Genomic DNA, 14,857 nt, shown 5'->3' with positions numbered 1-14,857 from the left:
AATCTCCCTGCTTCGACCATCATCACAGAATCACCAATCGGCTTCTATGCAAAGGTCTCCTTGTGGGAGAAGGTGGATCGGCGCGTTAGCGCCGAGACGGTTGGGGGGTGTTGGACGGAGCGCTGTCGGAACCAAGCTGGAGCACCCTCATCCGACCGAGCTTCGCTCGGCCACCTTCTCCCACAAGGAGAGAAGGAAAGGCTAACCCCGGCCGTTCACCAGATCCCCGACAATGTCATATTTGCCGGAGATACGCATCTTGTAGACCTCGTAGTTCTCCATCACGCGCTGGACGTAACTTCTTGTTTCCGTATAGGGAATCCGCTCGATCCAGTCGACGATGGCATCGATGTCCTTGCCGCGCGGGTCGCCGTATTTCGCCACCCACTGGGCGGCGCGGGTGGGGCCGGCATTGTAGCCGGCGAAGGTCAGCACGTAGGAGCCGTCGAAGCGGCCGAGCTGCTCGCCGAGAAAGGCAGCGCCCAGCGTTGCGTTGTAGCCGGCATCGGTGGTCAGCCGGGCCTGCGAGAAAGTCATGCCGGCCTTCTTCGCCAATTGCTTGGCCGTGCCTGGCATCAGCTGCAGCAGTCCGCGCGCGCCGGCGCTGGAGACGGCGCCGATGTTGAACTCGCTTTCCTGGCGGGCAATCGCATAGGCCAGCGCCTTGCCCGAGCCGGAAATGTTGGCGGTGTCGGGAATGACGCCGAGCGGATGCGACAGCGCGCCGACGTCGATGCCACGTGCGCCGGCGATCTTGCCGACCTTCAGCGCCATGAAATGGTTGCCTTGTCTTTCCGCCAGCATCGCAAGCAGCGCCAGTTCGCCGGGGCTGCTCAACTGCCCGGCAAGGTCGCGGTAGAGGGTTTCGGCATAGCGGTCATAGCCTGCCTGCTGCAGCCGCTCGATGGCGCTGACCGCCTCGCGGGTGGCAAAATTCTGGCGATCGGCGGCACTTGGCTGCGGGTAGACGATGTTGAGGGTCTGCCGGCCGACACGCTCGCCGGCGAGCTGGCCGTAAAAGGTCGTGCCGTAGCTGGCGGCACGGCTGAAATAATCCTTGGCACTGCCGGGACCGCCGAGTTCGGCGGCACGGCCGAGCCAGTAATAGGCGCGCGACAGCGACATCGGCCCTTGGGCGAGCTCCGCGATTTGCGCAAAATGCTTGGCGGCGGTGCTCGGGTCGTTGAGGCCGCGCAGCGCGTACCAGCCTGCATGGAATTCCGCCTCGGCAGCATTGGCGGGACTTTCGGCGGCATGCGCGGCGACTATTCTGTAGGCGGTCTTCATGTCGCCCTGGTCGACCAGCTCGCGCGACAGCACCCGGCGTTCGACCCACCAGGCGTCCGGATCGACCAGCGCGTCGCGGTCGCCCGGCGCCTTCAGCACCAGTGCGGCGGCGTCGGAAAATTTCTGTTGCTTGCGCAGATATTCGGCTTCGGCAAAGAGATAGCCGGCCGCCCGCTGCGCTGCCGGCACCGCCTTCAGCAGCTTGGCCGCGTTCTTGTCGCCTTTGGTGACTGCCGCCCAGGCATCGGCCAATTGCTGGGCGCCGGCGAGACCGGCGACGCGCAGCGCCGAAGCGACCCGATCGGCATAAAACATGCGCTCCATGCGGAAGCGATGGTCGGCGCCCGGGATCAGCGCGCCGAACTCGCGGATGACCGCCGCCTCGTCCGTGGCTTCGAGCTTTTCGGTGCGCCAGAATGGCGACAGCACCGAGCGCGCCGCCTTCGTATCGCCCAGCGCTACATAGGAGCGGGCAAGGATCACCACGCCCTCGAAGGTCAGCGGCTGGCTGCCGTCGAACGCCCGCACCACGACCTGTGGCGCGGGGTTCTCGCGATAGAGCGCGCGCTCGCTGTTCTTGCGCAAGGCGATCGTGCCCGGCCAGTTCGGCAGCATCTTCGCGGCATCGGCGATTTCGCCGCTCGGCACCTGGTCGCCGCCATAGAGCGCAATCGCCCAGGCAAGGATGTGCTGATCGAGCGATTTGGCCGGCAGCGCTTCGCGCACCTGGCGTGCGCGCTGAATGTCGTTTGCCGCCAGCGCATCGAGACCGCTCTTCAGCGCCGCGACGCTGGCGGATGGCGAAGGGGACTGCTGCAGTGCATCGTTCTGCGGCTCCGTCATCGGGATCGCCGACGTGACCTGCCCATCGACGCTGCCGCCGATCGCCGCGCCGGGGATCAGCACAACGATCGCGCCGAGAAGCGCGAAAAGATGAAGCCGCCTGGTCGGCATGGATTTGGTCTTTTCCTATTTCTTCGATGCTACAGCTGGCACAGATGAACTGCAGCCTATTCGTCTGTGATGAAGGGCCCGTAAAGAAAACCCTATCGAGGTCGTTCGAATTGCAATTGCTGGCGCAATGCTTGCCGGGCAACAATGTCGAGACTATGGTGCGCCGCTTCGCTTTCGGCTAGAAGGCGCGCACGACAAACACCTACAGCGCCGCGCGGCTTCTCAGACGCGCAAAGGACGCTGTAGCAATTTAAATTTGGCGCATGATCCTTTCCGAAATCGACTGCGATTTTCGGGGTCATGCGCTAGTCCCAAGGAGTTGGACGACATGCTAAGAGGCTCGCTGACCGCGCTCGTCACACCGTTCGAAAAGAGCGGCCGTTTCGACGAGAAAGCCTTTCGCGCGTTCATCGCCTGGCAGATCGCCGAAGGCACGACGGGCGTCGTCCCTGTCGGCACCACCGGCGAGTCGCCGACGCTGTCGCATGACGAGCACCGCCAAGTCGTCAAGGTTTGCATCGAGGTCGCCAAGGGCCGGGTTCCGGTCGTCGCCGGCGCCGGCTCCAACAACACCGATGAGGCGGTCGGCCTGGTCCAGTATGCCGAGAAGGCGGGCGCCGACGCGGCCCTTGTCGTCACGCCTTATTACAACAGACCGACGCAGCGCGGCCTCTATGCGCATTTCGCCGCCGTCGCCAAGGCAACCAGCCTGCCGATCATCATCTACAACATTCCACCGCGCTCGGTGGTCGACATGAGCCCGGAGACGATGGGCCAGTTGGTGCATGACTTCAAGAACATCGTCGGCGTCAAGGATGCCACCGGCAAGGTCGAGCGGGTTTCGGAGCAGCGCGCCACCTGCGGCAAGGATTTCATCCAGCTCTCCGGCGAAGACGCCTCGGCGCTCGGCTTCAACGCGCATGGCGGCGTCGGCTGTATTTCGGTGACGGCAAATGTCGCACCCAGGCTTTGCGCTGAATTCCAGGAGGCAACGCTTTCCGGCGACAGCGCCAAGGCGCTCGACCTGCAGGACCGTCTGTTGCCGCTGCACAAGGCGATTTTCATGGAGCCCGGCGTTTCCGGCGCGAAATATGCGCTGTCGAAACTGGGTAAGGTCGAGAATGTGCTGCGCTCGCCGCTAATGACGGTCGAGCCGTCGACCGCCGAGAAGATCGACGCGGCGATGAAGCACGCCGGCTTGATAAACTAGGGATGAGGCGCCACCTCTCCGCATCATGAATCAAGTCAGAAAAGCCGATCCCAACAACAAGACCGTTGCGGAAAACCGCAAGGCGCGGTTTTCCTATGAGGTGCTCGACACGATCGAGGCCGGCCTGGTGCTGACCGGTACGGAAGTGAAATCGCTGCGCCAGGGCCAGGCCAATATCCAGGACAGCTACGCCTCGGTCGAGGGCGGCGAGATCTGGCTGATCAACTCCTATTTGCCGGAGTATCTGCAGGCCAACCGCTTCAACCATGAGCCGCGCCGCCGCCGCAAACTGCTGCTCAACAAGCGCGAGATGGCCAAGCTGGCGCAAAGCGTCGACCGCGAAGGCATGACGCTGGTGCCGCTGAAGATCTACTTCAACGACCAAGGCCGTGCCAAGCTGCTGCTCGCCGTTGGCCGCGGCAAGAAGCTGCACGACAAGCGCGAGACCGAAAAGCAGCGCGACTGGTCGCGCGAGAAGGGCCGGCTGCTGAAGGAGCGAGGGTGAGGAGCGGTCCGCGAAGCGGAGGAAAAGCCAGCGATTTGGCTTTTCGAGCGACGAACGCCCGGAGCCATAGCGGCGGGCAGGGCGGACCAAAAGGCATAGGTCTCGTTTGAAAAACCGGATCGTCTTATGGGGCGCGGCCGGTCTGCTCGTGGCGGGCCTCGTTCTGGCCGGCGGCTATACCTACTTCCAGACATTTTCTCCGGACCGCGGCAAATATCCGGTCAGGGGCATCGACGTCTCCCATCATCAGCGGCAGATCGACTGGCGGCGTGTTGCCGCCGACGATGTCGCCTTCGCCGTGATCAAGGCGACGGAAGGCGGCGATCATGTCGACGATGCCTTCGCCGCCAATTTGCGCGCGGCCCGCGCCGCCGGTCTTGCCGTCGGTGCCTATCATTTCTTCACCTTCTGCAGACCGGGTGCGGATCAGGCACGCAACTTCATCTCGGTGGTGCCGCACGATCAGCCTTTGCTGCCGCCGGTGGTAGACATCGAGTTCGGCGGCAATTGCCCGCAGCGGCCAACTCCCGAACAGCTGAGCGCCGAACTCTCCGCCTTCCTCAGCCCGGTCGAGGCGGCGTTCGGCAAGACGGCGATCCTCTATGTGACCGACGAGGCGGCACAAGCCTATGCCGGGCAGCTAGCCGGCCGCCCGCGCTGGCTGCGTTCGCTGGCGCTGCGGCCGGGCCATGACGACTGGATCTACTGGCAGTACCACAACCGGGGCCGCGTCGACGGCATCAGCGGCGACGTCGACCTGAATGTTCTCCAGGGCGGACCTGCGACGCTGGCCGCATTGTTTGCCGCAGCGCCTGAAGCGACAGCGTCGGATTGATGCTATTCCTGTCCACCAAAACACCCTCGATGGCACGAAGACAGAGCGACGAAGCGTTCCCTTGTGGCTATTCAGATCGCAGGCGGCGCCGTGCTAAGTACATTTGATGCCGGAGCGCCCTTCATCAACCAATGACAGCAACGCCCCGCCTGCTGCGACGGACGGCGGCGACCCCCGCCTGGCATTTGTCTATGCGGAGGCGGTGCGTGGCCTCCAGCACCAGCAGGGCGTGGTTGAAAGTCTCAATACGCGCGCCGGCAATCTGATCTTCGCAACCGCGTTCGCGAGTTCTCTCCTCGGAGGCAGGGCGCTCCTGGATGGCGTGGGGCCTTGGGACTGGCTGGCGCTGACATTGCTTTTTCTTATCGGGCTGCTGGTCGCGATTATGGTGTGGCCGTATTATAACTATACGTTCCGTTTCGATCCAGAGAAGCTGCTCCAGGACTTCGTTGATCAGCACCCTCCCGCAACCCTGGACGGGATGCACCGAGCGCTTGCGCTGCGCATCAAATCCGACATGGCCAGCAATTGGCGGATCATCCAACGCCTGCGCGTCGCGCTGCAGCTTGCACTGTTTCTGTGGTCGCTGGATCTCCTGGCCTGGTTGTTCGCGATCGCCCGAATCTAGGGCTCGTGCCCTGGCGGGCGTCGTCCGATTCTATGTCTTCAGAAAAGCTTCTATCTGACTGAAGACGTTGACGAACATCGCTTCCGTCAACACGCCGGTATTGGTGTTGTAGCGCGAGCAATGATAGCTGGAAAACAGCGTGATGCCATTGGCCTGCTGCTGCCCACCATGCCGGAACGGATAGGCGGCAACGCGCTGGCCGAGCGCCCGCACGGTCGACTGGTGCGCGATCGAGCCCAGTGCCAGCACAGCGCGCAGATTTGGAAACCGCGCAATCGTCGGTACCAGGAACGTCCGGCAGGTCGCTATCTCGGCGCCAACCGGCTTGTTGTCCGGCGGCACGCAGCGCACCGCATTGGTAATCGCCGTACCGACAAGCTCCAGCCCGTCATCCGGTCGCGCTTTGAATTCGCCGCGCGCAAAGCCGTGCGCGATCAGCGTGTTGTAGAGCAGGTCGCCGGCAAAATCGCCGGTGAAGGGACGCCCCGTCCGGTTTGCCCCGCGCAGGCCCGGCGCCAGCCCGACGATCAGCAGACGCACTGCATCCTCGCCTTCCGGCGGCAAAAAGGTCGGCACCGGCGCGTTGAACCAGGACGGCTCGCGCCGCCGCCACTCGGCGATGAAGTCGTGCAACCGCGGGCAGAGCGGGCAATCGCGATCGGGTTCGGGGGAGACGACCAGGGGCGCGGTCAAGGCAACGACCGTCAATAGTCTTCCTCGTCGACTTCGGCCGGTTCGGGCCGGCGCACCGGCCGCTCCGACGGATCGCGGCCGACTTCATTCTTGAGCGTCATCAAGTCGATGAAATGGTCGGCCTGGCGGCGCAGATCGTCGGAGATCATCGGCGGCTGCGAAGCCATGGTCGAGACGATCGACACCTTGCGCCCGCGCCGCTGCAGCGCCTCGACCAGCGTGCGGAAATCGCCGTCGCCCGAAAAGATGACATAATGGTCGACGACATCGGCAAGCTCGAGCGCATCGACGGTCAGCTCGATATCCATATTGCCCTTAATCTTGCGCCGGCCGGTCGAGTCGGTGAATTCCTTGGCCGGTTTGGTCACCACCTTGAAGCCGTTATAGTCGAGCCAGTCGATCAGCGGCCGTATCGAGGAGTATTCCTGATCCTCGACCAGCGCGGTGTAGTAATAAGCGCGCAGCAGATAGCCGCGTTTCTGGAAGCTCGCCAGAAGTTTGCGGTAATCGATGTCAAAGCCCAGCGCGCGCGAGGTGGCGTAGAGATTGGCACCGTCGATAAAGAGAGCGATTTTTTCACGAGGATCGAACATGGAAAATGTCCTTTTTCGAAATAAGCGGTCGTCTAAATGGGTGGCGACTATCGGCCGGTCTGATAATAGACCTGTTGGCCTTCATCGTTCGAGATAACGCCAGTTTTACGGCAATCCAAGGCACCATGCGGCACCGCAAGCAATTGTGATCGGCGCTGTGTCGTCGCAGGCGGCCCGCGTCAGAGCTGCGCACCGCCATAAAAGCTTGTATTTTGGCGGCGTTCGGGTTATGGACCGCGCCTGTTTTCCATCAAATCCAGGCATGAAAGGGGCAACTCATGGCCCGCGTAACCGTTGAAGATTGCATCGACAAGGTCGACAACCGCTTCGAGCTGGTGCTCCTGGCCGGCCACCGCGCCCGTCAGATCAGCCAGGGCGCGCAGATCACCGTACCGCGCGACAACGACAAGAACCCGGTCGTTGCGCTCCGCGAAATCGCCGAAGAGACGCTGTCGCCGGACGACCTCAAGGAAGATCTCATCCATTCGCTGCAGAAGCATGTCGAGGTCGATGAGCCGGAGGCCGATGGCGAGGCGATTGCCGACCAGACCGGCAGCGCCGTTGCAGCCACCGATGCCGACGACGCCGAGGACAACGTCACCTTCGATCGCATGACCGAAGAAGACCTGTTGGCCGGCATCGAAGGCCTGGTGCCGCCGGAAAAAAGCGACGATTATTGATCTTAGCGACAACTGCCGACACTTTCGCGTCGGCAGTTTCGTGGCTATCTATGACATGCGCCGTATGCCAGTGCGGCGCATGATTCATTTCAGCATTGCGAGATCCCGGCCATGATGCGTCAGTATGAGCTTGTCGAGCGCGTGCAGCGCTACAAGCCTGACGTCAACGAGGCGCTGCTCAACAAGGCCTATGTTTACGCCATGCAGAAGCATGGCCACCAGAAACGCGCCTCCGGCGACCCGTATTTCTCGCATCCGCTCGAAGTCGCCGCCATCCTCACCGAAATGCACATGGACGAGGCGACGATCGCCGTTGCCTTGCTGCACGACACGATCGAGGACACCACGGCGACCAGGGCCGAGATCGACGAATTGTTCGGCCCGGAAATGGGCAAGCTGGTCGAGGGCCTGACCAAGCTGAAGAAGCTCGACCTCGTCTCGAAGAAGGCCGAGCAGGCGGAGAACCTGCGCAAGCTGTTGCTGGCGATCTCGGAAGACGTGCGCGTGCTTCTGGTCAAGCTCGCCGACCGCCTGCACAATATGCGCACGCTCGACCATGTGCCGGAAGCCAAGCGCCTGCGCATCGCCGAAGAGACGATGGACATCTACGCGCCGCTGGCCGGCCGCATGGGCATGCAAGGCATGCGCGAGGAGCTGGAGGAGATTGCCTTCCGCTTCATCAATCCGGAAGCCTACCGCGCCGTCACCGCACGGCTGGCCGAAATCTTCGAGCGCAACAAGGGCGTGCTGTCGGAGATCGAGAAGGCGCTCTCCACGCTGTTCGACAAATATTCGATCAAGGCCGAGGTCAAGAGCCGGCAGAAGAAGCCGTGGTCGGTATTCCGCAAGATGGAGGCCAAGGCGCTGTCGTTCGAGCAGCTGTCCGACATTTTCGGCTTCCGCGTCGTTGTCGAGACGGTCGAGGACTGTTACCGCGCGCTCGGCGCCATCCACACCACCTGGTCGATGGTGCCCGGCCGCTTCAAAGATTACATCTCGACGCCGAAGCAGAACGACTACCGCTCGATCCACACCACCATCGTCGGCCCGTCGCGCCAGCGCGTCGAATTGCAGATCCGCACCTATCAAATGAACAAGATCGCCGAATACGGCGTCGCGGCTCATTCGATCTATAAGGATACCGGTGGCAAGATGAATGGTGCCGCCCATGCGATCTCGAAGGAAACCAATGCCTATGCCTGGCTGCGGCGCACCATCGAGCAGCTTGCCGAAGGCGACAATCCCGAGGACTTCCTCGAAAACACCAAGCTGGAACTGTTTCAGGACCAGGTATTCTGCTTCACGCCGAAGGGCATGCTGATCGCGCTGCCGCGCGGCGCCACGCCGATCGACTTTGCCTATGCCGTCCACACCGACGTCGGCGACACTTGCGTCGGCGCCAAGGTCAATGGCCGCATCATGCCGCTGATGACGGAGCTGAAGAACGGCGACGAGGTCGAGATCATCCGCTCGAAGGCGCAGGTCCCGCCGGCGGCGTGGGAATCGGTGGTCGTTACCGGCAAGGCACGCTCAGCCATCCGCCGCGCCACCAAGAACGCCATTCGCAAGCAATATTCGGGTCTCGGTATCCGCATTCTGGAGCGCGCCTTCGAACGCTCTGGCAAGACCTTCACCAAGGAAAGCCTGAAGCCGGTGCTGCACCGGCTGGCGCGCAAGGACATCGAGGATGTACTGGCCGCGGTCGGCCGAGGCGAACTTGCCTCCACCGATGTCATGAAGGCGGTGTTTCCCGACTACAAGGACGAGCGTGTCACGCTGGTCGCGCCCAAGCAGCGCGAGGAGGGCTGGTCGAAGATCCGCAACGCCGCCGGCATGCTGTTCCAGATTCCGGGCCGCGCTGCACGCAAGGACAAGAACCAGCCGCGCGACGACGCGGTGCCGATCCGCGGTGTGCGCGGCGATCTGCCGGTGCGCTTCGCGCCGGAGGGGGCAGTGCCAGGCGATCGCATCGTCGGCATCGTGCAGCCGGGAACCGGTATCACCATCTATCCGATCCAGTCGCCGGCGCTGCAGGCCTTTGACGACCAGCCCGAGCGCTGGATCGACGTGCGCTGGGATATTGACGAGCGCACCAAGGAGCGGTTCCCGGCGCGCGTCTCGGTCACCGCCATCAACGCGCCGGGTTCGCTGGCCGACATTGCACAGGTCGTCGCATCCAACGACGCCAATATCCACACTCTGTCGATGGTGCGCACCGCGCCCGATTTCACCGAAATGCTGATCGATCTTGAAGTGTGGGACCTCAAGCACTTGAACCGGCTGCTGTCGCAGCTAAAGGACAATTCGAGCGTCAGCGATGCAAGGCGCGTGAATGGGTGAATAGTGAATAGTGAATAGTGAATAGTGAATAGTGAATAGTGAATAGTGAATAGTGAATAGTGAATAGTGAAAGAGGGTGCTCTCACTACCCTACTACCATTCACCATGGACATGGAGTGAACGATGAACACCGATGAAGTGCTGGGCATTTTCCGCGAGGCCGGCGCCGTTCTCGAAGGGCATTTCATCCTGACGTCGGGCCTGCGCAGCCCGGTCTTCCTGCAGAAGGCGCGCGTTTTCATGCATGCCGACAAGACCGAGCGCTTGTGCAAGGCGCTCGCCGAAAAGATCCGCACTGGCGTGCCCGGCAGGATCGACTACGTCGTCGGCCCGGCGATCGGCGGGCTGATCCCGGCCTATGAGACCTCGCGCCATCTTGGTGCGCCGGCGATCTGGGTCGAACGGGAAGGGGGCGAATTCAGGCTGCGCCGCTTCGAGATCGCCAAGGGATCGCGCGTCGTCATTGTCGAGGACATCGTCACCACCGGCCTGTCGATCCGCGAGACCATCGACTGCCTGCGCGGCCTTGGCGCCGAAGTCGTTGCCGCCGCATGCATCATCGACCGCTCGGCCGGCAAGACCGATGTCGGCGTGCCGCTGATCGCGCTCGCCGAATATGAAGTTCCGGCCTATCCAGCCGACATGCTGCCGCCCGAGCTCGCCGCCATACCGGCGATCAAGCCGGGCAGCCGCAATATCTAATGCATGTCGCCCAAAAGTGTGCGGCGGTTTTGGGACAACGACATGCATAAAAACAAGTCAAGAGACGCTGCCGTGATTGCTGGCATCGATCATTTCGTGCTGACAGTTCGTTCGGTGGACGATACCTGCGCCTTCTATCAGCGCGTGCTTGGCTTCGAGCGCCTCGACGAGCCGGATCGACCAACGGCGCTGCTGTTTGGAACGCAAAAGATCAATGTGCACGAGGTCGGGCACACCTTCGAGCCGAAGGCCAAGGCGCCGACGCCGGGCTCCGGAGATTTCTGCTTGATTGCTGCCCGGCCGCTCGCCGAGATATGTGCCAACCTCGCCGCCAATGGTGTGGTGATAGAGGTCGGCCCGGTCGAGCGTGTCGGCGCCCGGGGCGCGATGATGTCGGTCTATTTCCGCGATCCGGACGGCAACCTCGTCGAGGTCAGCGAATATCGATCCTAAGTGACGCTCCTTAAATTCGCCGCGATCATGCCCTGTTCAGAACGGCGACACCCAGGGCCGGCGCGAGCGGCCACCGAGCGGATGCCGTCGGCCTCGTTGTTCTTCGGCCAGCGCATCGCTATATCAAAGTCGTAGTTGCTTTTCGGCGACCGCAGAGCGCAGCATGGGGCTGTCGCGCCCGGCTGGAGAAGCCGGCGTGAAGCTATTGACGGAACTAGGAACAGGAACAGAGTGCTTTTTCGACGGCGCAAGCCTGATGGTTTTTTCGAGCGGGTGCGTACTTATTTGTGGCCGCGCCGCTCGTTCTCGCGCTCGCTGCGGTATTTTTCCAAGCGCATCCTGCGGCTTAGGGCCACGCCGCATGCCGTGGCCGCCGGCGTTGCGGCGGGCGTATTCGCGTCGTTTTTCCCGCTTGGCTTTCACTTTATCATTGCTGCCATCCTGTGCTGGCTGATCGCCGGCAATCTGGTCGCGGCAGCACTCGGCACGGTCTTCGGCAACCCCCTGACCTTTCCGCTGCTATGGGCCGCCTCCTGGGAGGTCGGCAAGCTGATCCTGCATGAACACCTGCCGGCGCATGGCCCGCCCGCGCATCTCGGCGACATGCTGCATAATCTTTCCTTTGCGCAATTGTGGGGACCGGTGCTGAAGCCGATGACGATCGGCGCAATACCGCTCGGCCTGGTTTTCGGCCTGCTGTTTTACGGCATCACCCGCTGGGGCATGGTCACTTTCCACGAGCAGCGCCGCAAGCGGCTGGCCGAAAGAGCGGCAAAGGCTGGAAAAACCGGGCCGGAAGTTCCTGCCGAATGATTATCGGTATCGGCAGCGACCTCATCGACATCAGACGCATCGAGAAGTCGCTGGAACGCCATGGCCAGCGCTTCATCCAGCGCATCTACACCGAGATCGAACAGGTGCGCTCCGAAAACCGCGCGGCGCGTGCGGCCTCCTACGCCAAGCGTTTCGCTGCCAAGGAAGCCTGCGCCAAGGCATTGGGTACCGGTCTGGCGCAGGGTGTGTTCTGGCGCGACATGGGGGTCGTCAACCTGGCCAGCGGCAAGCCGACCATGGCGCTGACCAATGGGGCGGCAGCGCGGCTGGACGAAATTCTGCCTGAAGGGCACCGCGCGGTGATCCACCTCACCATCACCGATGATTTTCCGCTCGCTCAAGCCTTTGTGATCATTGAAGCGTTGCCGGTCGAAGAAGCGCCACATTGATTGCATCTGACCACCGGCATGACGTTGCCCAGCGCGCGCCGAGACTCTATACCATCCAACGCACAATCGAGGACGACATGAGCGTGGCTGAAAAAACCCAGAAGAAATCCGGCGGACTTGGCGAAACCGTCAGCGTCATAGTCCAGGCCCTGCTGCTTGCGCTGGTCATCCGCACGCTCCTGTTCCAGCCGTTCTCGATCCCGTCCGGGTCGATGCGGCCGACTTTGCTCGAAGGCGACTATCTCTTCGTCACCAAGTGGTCCTACGGCTTCTCCCGCTATTCGCTGCCGTTCGGGCCGAACATCTTTTCGGGTCGCATCTGGGGCTCCGAGCCGAAGCGCGGCGACGTGGTGGTGTTCAAGTTTCCGCCGGACCCTTCCGTCGACTATATCAAGCGCGTCGTCGGCCTGCCGGGCGACAAGATCCAGGTCAAGGATGGCCAGCTCTTCATCAATGACGTGGGTGTGCCGCGCGTCAAGGTCGGGCAGATCGACAATCACGACATCACCGAAGAGCCCTATCCGGTCGATGTCTATCGCGAGACGCTGCCGAACGGCGTCAGCTACGACACGCTCGACCTGACGCAGGCTTCGATCGGCGACAATACCAAAGAGTTCAAGGTGCCGCCCGGTCACTATTTCATGATGGGCGACAATCGCGACAACTCGTCGGACAGCCGCTTCACCGTCGGCTTCGTGCCGGACGAGAATTTGGTCGGCCGCGCCAACCTCATTTTCTTCTCGATCGGCGGCAGCGCCAGCCCGCTCGAAATCTGGAAATGGCCGTCACTGATGCGCGCCTCGCGCCTGTTCCATTTCGTCAATTAGGGCCATGGCGGCGACGAAACGGCTGACCGCCGATGCGCTCGCCGAGGCGCTCAGGGAGCGCACCGGCCACAGTTTTGGCGACCATCAGCGCCTGCAGCGGGCGCTGACCCATGCCAGCGCTCGCGGCAGTCACGCCGGCGTCGACTACGAACGTTTCGAATTCCTGGGCGACCGCGTTCTCGGCCTTGTCGTTGCCGATATGCTGCTGGCGGCATTTCCCGACGCCGCCGAGGGTGAGCTGTCGCTGAGATTGAACGCTCTGGTCAACGCTGAAGCCCTGGCGGAAATTGCCGAGGAGATCGGCTTGCCGGAACTTATTCGCGCCGGTTCGGACGTACGCGGCCTCGACGGGCGCAAGCGCGTCAATCTGCGCGCCGATGCATTGGAATCGCTGATCGCCGTGCTCTATCTCGACGGAGGGTTGGAAGCGGCCCGTGCCTTCATCCACAAATACTGGCAGCCGCGCTCGCAAGCCATTGACGCCGCCCGCCGCGATGCGAAAACCGAACTCCAGGAATGGGCGCATCAGGCGGCAGGCGCAGTGCCGGTTTACATAATCGACAGACGCGAGGGACCGGACCACGATCCGCTGTTCACCGTCAGTGTCAAGGTCGGCGCCTATCCGCCGGCGACCGGCAGCGGGCGCTCCAAGCGCGAGGCGGAGCAGGCTGCAGCCGCGGCACTTCTGCAGCGGGAAGGCGTCTGGCTCGATCAAGGGAGTGCCGCATGACCGCCACCGAAGCTTCGGCAACAGAAGCTCCCGCTACCCGCTCCGGCTTCGTCGCGCTGATCGGCGCGCCCAATGCGGGGAAATCGACGCTGGTCAACCAATTGGTCGGCGCCAAGGTGTCGATCGTGACGCACAAGGTGCAGACCACGCGCGCTATCGTGCGCGGCATTGCCACCCACAACAACGCGCAGATCGTCTTCGTCGACACGCCGGGCATATTCAAGCCGAAGCGCCGGCTGGACACCGCGATGGTGACCACAGCGTGGGGCGGTGCCAAGGACGCCGATATCGTGCTGCTCTTGATCGATGCCGAGCGCGGCATCCGGGGCGATGCCGACGCCATCCTCGAGCGGCTGAAGGATGTCCGGCAGCCGATGGTGTTGATCCTCAACAAGGTCGATCGGGTCAAGCACGAGACGTTGCTGGCATTGTCGGCGGCAGCCAACGAAAGGGTGCCGTTCAAGCGCACCTTCATGGTTTCGGCGCTGACCGGGTCCGGCTGCAAGGACCTGCTCGACTATCTCGCCGAGACCTTGCCGGCCGGCCCCTGGTACTATCCGGAGGACCAGATCTCCGACCTGCCGATGCGCCAGCTCGCGGCCGAGATCACCCGCGAAAAGCTCTATCTCAGGCTGCATCAGGAACTGCCTTATTCCTCCCACATCGAGACCGAAAAATGGGAAGAGAAGAAGGACGGCTCTGTGCGCATCGACCAGACAATCTATGTCGAGCGTGACAGCCAGAAGAAGATCGTGCTCGGCCATAAGGGCGAGACGATCCGCGCCATCGGCCAGGCCGCGCGCATGGAAATCGCAGGCATACTCGAGCAGAAGGTGCACCTCTTCCTGTTCGTCAAGGTACGCGAGAACTGGGGCGACGATCCCGAGCGCTACCGCGAAATGGGGCTCGAATTTCCGCACTGAGCCTGTTTTGGCGATCCGCCGAGCGGCCTGTTGGCCGCCTCAGGATTCTGAGCGGTCGCCGGGCTGCCCGCTTGGTCGACTTTGCATTTTGAACAACGGCCGAGTCATTCCGGGAGGCCATGCGTCGACCACGTCGTCGACCCGTTCCTCATTGGTACCGGCGCGACGGGAAATTCTGAGCGGTTTCTGAGAGTTGTGTGCGTCAAGTTCTGCAAAATGGCGTGGCATTGCGGTGACGTCGGCGTGTCCGCCGCGCAGCCCCCGTGTTTAGCGG

General features: G+C 62.6%; 16 protein-coding genes. 13 read left to right on the top strand and 3 right to left on the bottom strand.

The window, feature by feature from the left end; all coding sequences use genetic code 11:
- Positions 1–201: 201 nt before the first annotated feature.
- The gene (locus NKJ23_RS33385; protein ID WP_352684962.1) at positions 202–2,241 is read right to left on the bottom strand and encodes a lytic transglycosylase domain-containing protein; all 2,040 of its coding nucleotides are present in this window, start codon (positions 2,239–2,241) and stop codon (positions 202–204) included.
- 328 nt (positions 2,242–2,569) lie between these two features.
- On the opposite strand from NKJ23_RS33385, the gene dapA reads away from it, so the two are divergent.
- The 4 genes from dapA (at position 2,570) to NKJ23_RS33365 (ending at position 5,419) form a co-directional block, all read left to right on the top strand.
- Positions 2,570–3,451, top strand: a complete 882-nt coding sequence (dapA, locus tag NKJ23_RS33380) for a 4-hydroxy-tetrahydrodipicolinate synthase (protein WP_352490891.1) — start codon at positions 2,570–2,572, stop codon at positions 3,449–3,451.
- Between the two features lie 25 nt (positions 3,452–3,476).
- On the top strand, positions 3,477–3,956 hold the full coding sequence (gene smpB / locus NKJ23_RS33375; protein WP_023768487.1) for an SsrA-binding protein SmpB: 480 nt from the start codon (positions 3,477–3,479) through the stop codon (positions 3,954–3,956).
- Positions 3,957–4,062: 106 nt separating this feature from the next.
- Entirely contained in the window at positions 4,063–4,791 is a 729-nt protein-coding gene (locus NKJ23_RS33370; RefSeq protein ID WP_352684960.1) for a GH25 family lysozyme, read from the top strand.
- Between the two features lie 106 nt (positions 4,792–4,897).
- Positions 4,898–5,419 (top strand): hypothetical protein, encoded by a 522-nt coding sequence (locus NKJ23_RS33365; RefSeq protein ID WP_031212018.1) that lies wholly within the window; start codon positions 4,898–4,900, stop codon positions 5,417–5,419.
- Positions 5,420–5,449: 30 nt separating this feature from the next.
- On the opposite strand, the gene NKJ23_RS33360 is transcribed toward NKJ23_RS33365, so the two are convergent.
- Both NKJ23_RS33360 and NKJ23_RS33355 read right to left on the bottom strand, forming a co-directional pair.
- Positions 5,450–6,127, bottom strand: coding sequence for a uracil-DNA glycosylase (locus NKJ23_RS33360; protein WP_245274739.1), 678 nt, complete (start codon positions 6,125–6,127; stop codon positions 5,450–5,452).
- Complete coding sequence (locus NKJ23_RS33355) at positions 6,124–6,705, bottom strand: LabA-like NYN domain-containing protein (protein WP_023677774.1); 582 nt, start codon at positions 6,703–6,705, stop codon at positions 6,124–6,126. The genes NKJ23_RS33360 and NKJ23_RS33355 overlap by 4 nt, the downstream gene beginning before the upstream one ends.
- Positions 6,706–6,983: 278 nt before the next feature.
- Here NKJ23_RS33355 and rpoZ point away from each other — a divergent pair, with 278 nt between their 5' ends.
- The 9 genes from rpoZ (at position 6,984) to era (ending at position 14,583) form a co-directional block, all read left to right on the top strand.
- Positions 6,984–7,385 carry a DNA-directed RNA polymerase subunit omega gene (gene rpoZ, locus NKJ23_RS33350; RefSeq protein WP_023677773.1) on the top strand — a complete coding sequence of 134 codons (402 nt, stop codon included), beginning with the start codon at positions 6,984–6,986 and terminating at the stop codon, positions 7,383–7,385.
- Positions 7,386–7,496: 111 nt separating this feature from the next.
- On the top strand, positions 7,497–9,725 hold the full coding sequence (locus NKJ23_RS33345; protein ID WP_023677772.1) for a RelA/SpoT family protein: 2,229 nt from the start codon (positions 7,497–7,499) through the stop codon (positions 9,723–9,725).
- Positions 9,726–9,848: 123 nt separating this feature from the next.
- Positions 9,849–10,427: an orotate phosphoribosyltransferase gene (gene pyrE, locus NKJ23_RS33340; protein ID WP_352449004.1), complete on the top strand. Its 579-nt coding sequence runs from the start codon at positions 9,849–9,851 to the stop codon at positions 10,425–10,427.
- Positions 10,428–10,469: 42 nt separating this feature from the next.
- Positions 10,470–10,880 carry a VOC family protein gene (locus tag NKJ23_RS33335; protein WP_352684958.1) on the top strand — a complete coding sequence of 137 codons (411 nt, stop codon included), beginning with the start codon at positions 10,470–10,472 and terminating at the stop codon, positions 10,878–10,880.
- A 231-nt stretch (positions 10,881–11,111) separates the two neighbouring features.
- Positions 11,112–11,693: a DUF2062 domain-containing protein gene (locus NKJ23_RS33330; protein ID WP_023677769.1), complete on the top strand. Its 582-nt coding sequence runs from the start codon at positions 11,112–11,114 to the stop codon at positions 11,691–11,693.
- On the top strand, positions 11,690–12,103 hold the full coding sequence (gene acpS, locus NKJ23_RS33325; RefSeq protein WP_352684956.1) for a holo-ACP synthase: 414 nt from the start codon (positions 11,690–11,692) through the stop codon (positions 12,101–12,103). The genes NKJ23_RS33330 and acpS overlap by 4 nt, the downstream gene beginning before the upstream one ends.
- A gap of 77 nt (positions 12,104–12,180) precedes the next feature.
- A complete protein-coding gene (lepB, locus tag NKJ23_RS33320) occupies positions 12,181–12,930 on the top strand; it encodes a signal peptidase I (RefSeq protein WP_352684954.1) in 750 nt (249 codons plus the stop codon).
- A 4-nt stretch (positions 12,931–12,934) separates the two neighbouring features.
- Positions 12,935–13,660 carry a ribonuclease III gene (gene rnc, locus NKJ23_RS33315; protein ID WP_352684952.1) on the top strand — a complete coding sequence of 242 codons (726 nt, stop codon included), beginning with the start codon at positions 12,935–12,937 and terminating at the stop codon, positions 13,658–13,660.
- Positions 13,657–14,583, top strand: a complete 927-nt coding sequence (gene era, locus NKJ23_RS33310) for a GTPase Era (protein WP_352684950.1) — start codon at positions 13,657–13,659, stop codon at positions 14,581–14,583. The genes rnc and era overlap by 4 nt, the downstream gene beginning before the upstream one ends.
- The last annotated feature ends 274 nt before the right edge of the window (positions 14,584–14,857 follow it).

This window comes from Mesorhizobium sp. M0184 (assembly GCF_040322215.1).
Classification (GTDB): Bacteria; Pseudomonadota; Alphaproteobacteria; order Rhizobiales; family Rhizobiaceae; genus Mesorhizobium.
This window is presented reverse-complemented; position numbering and strand designations above follow the sequence as displayed.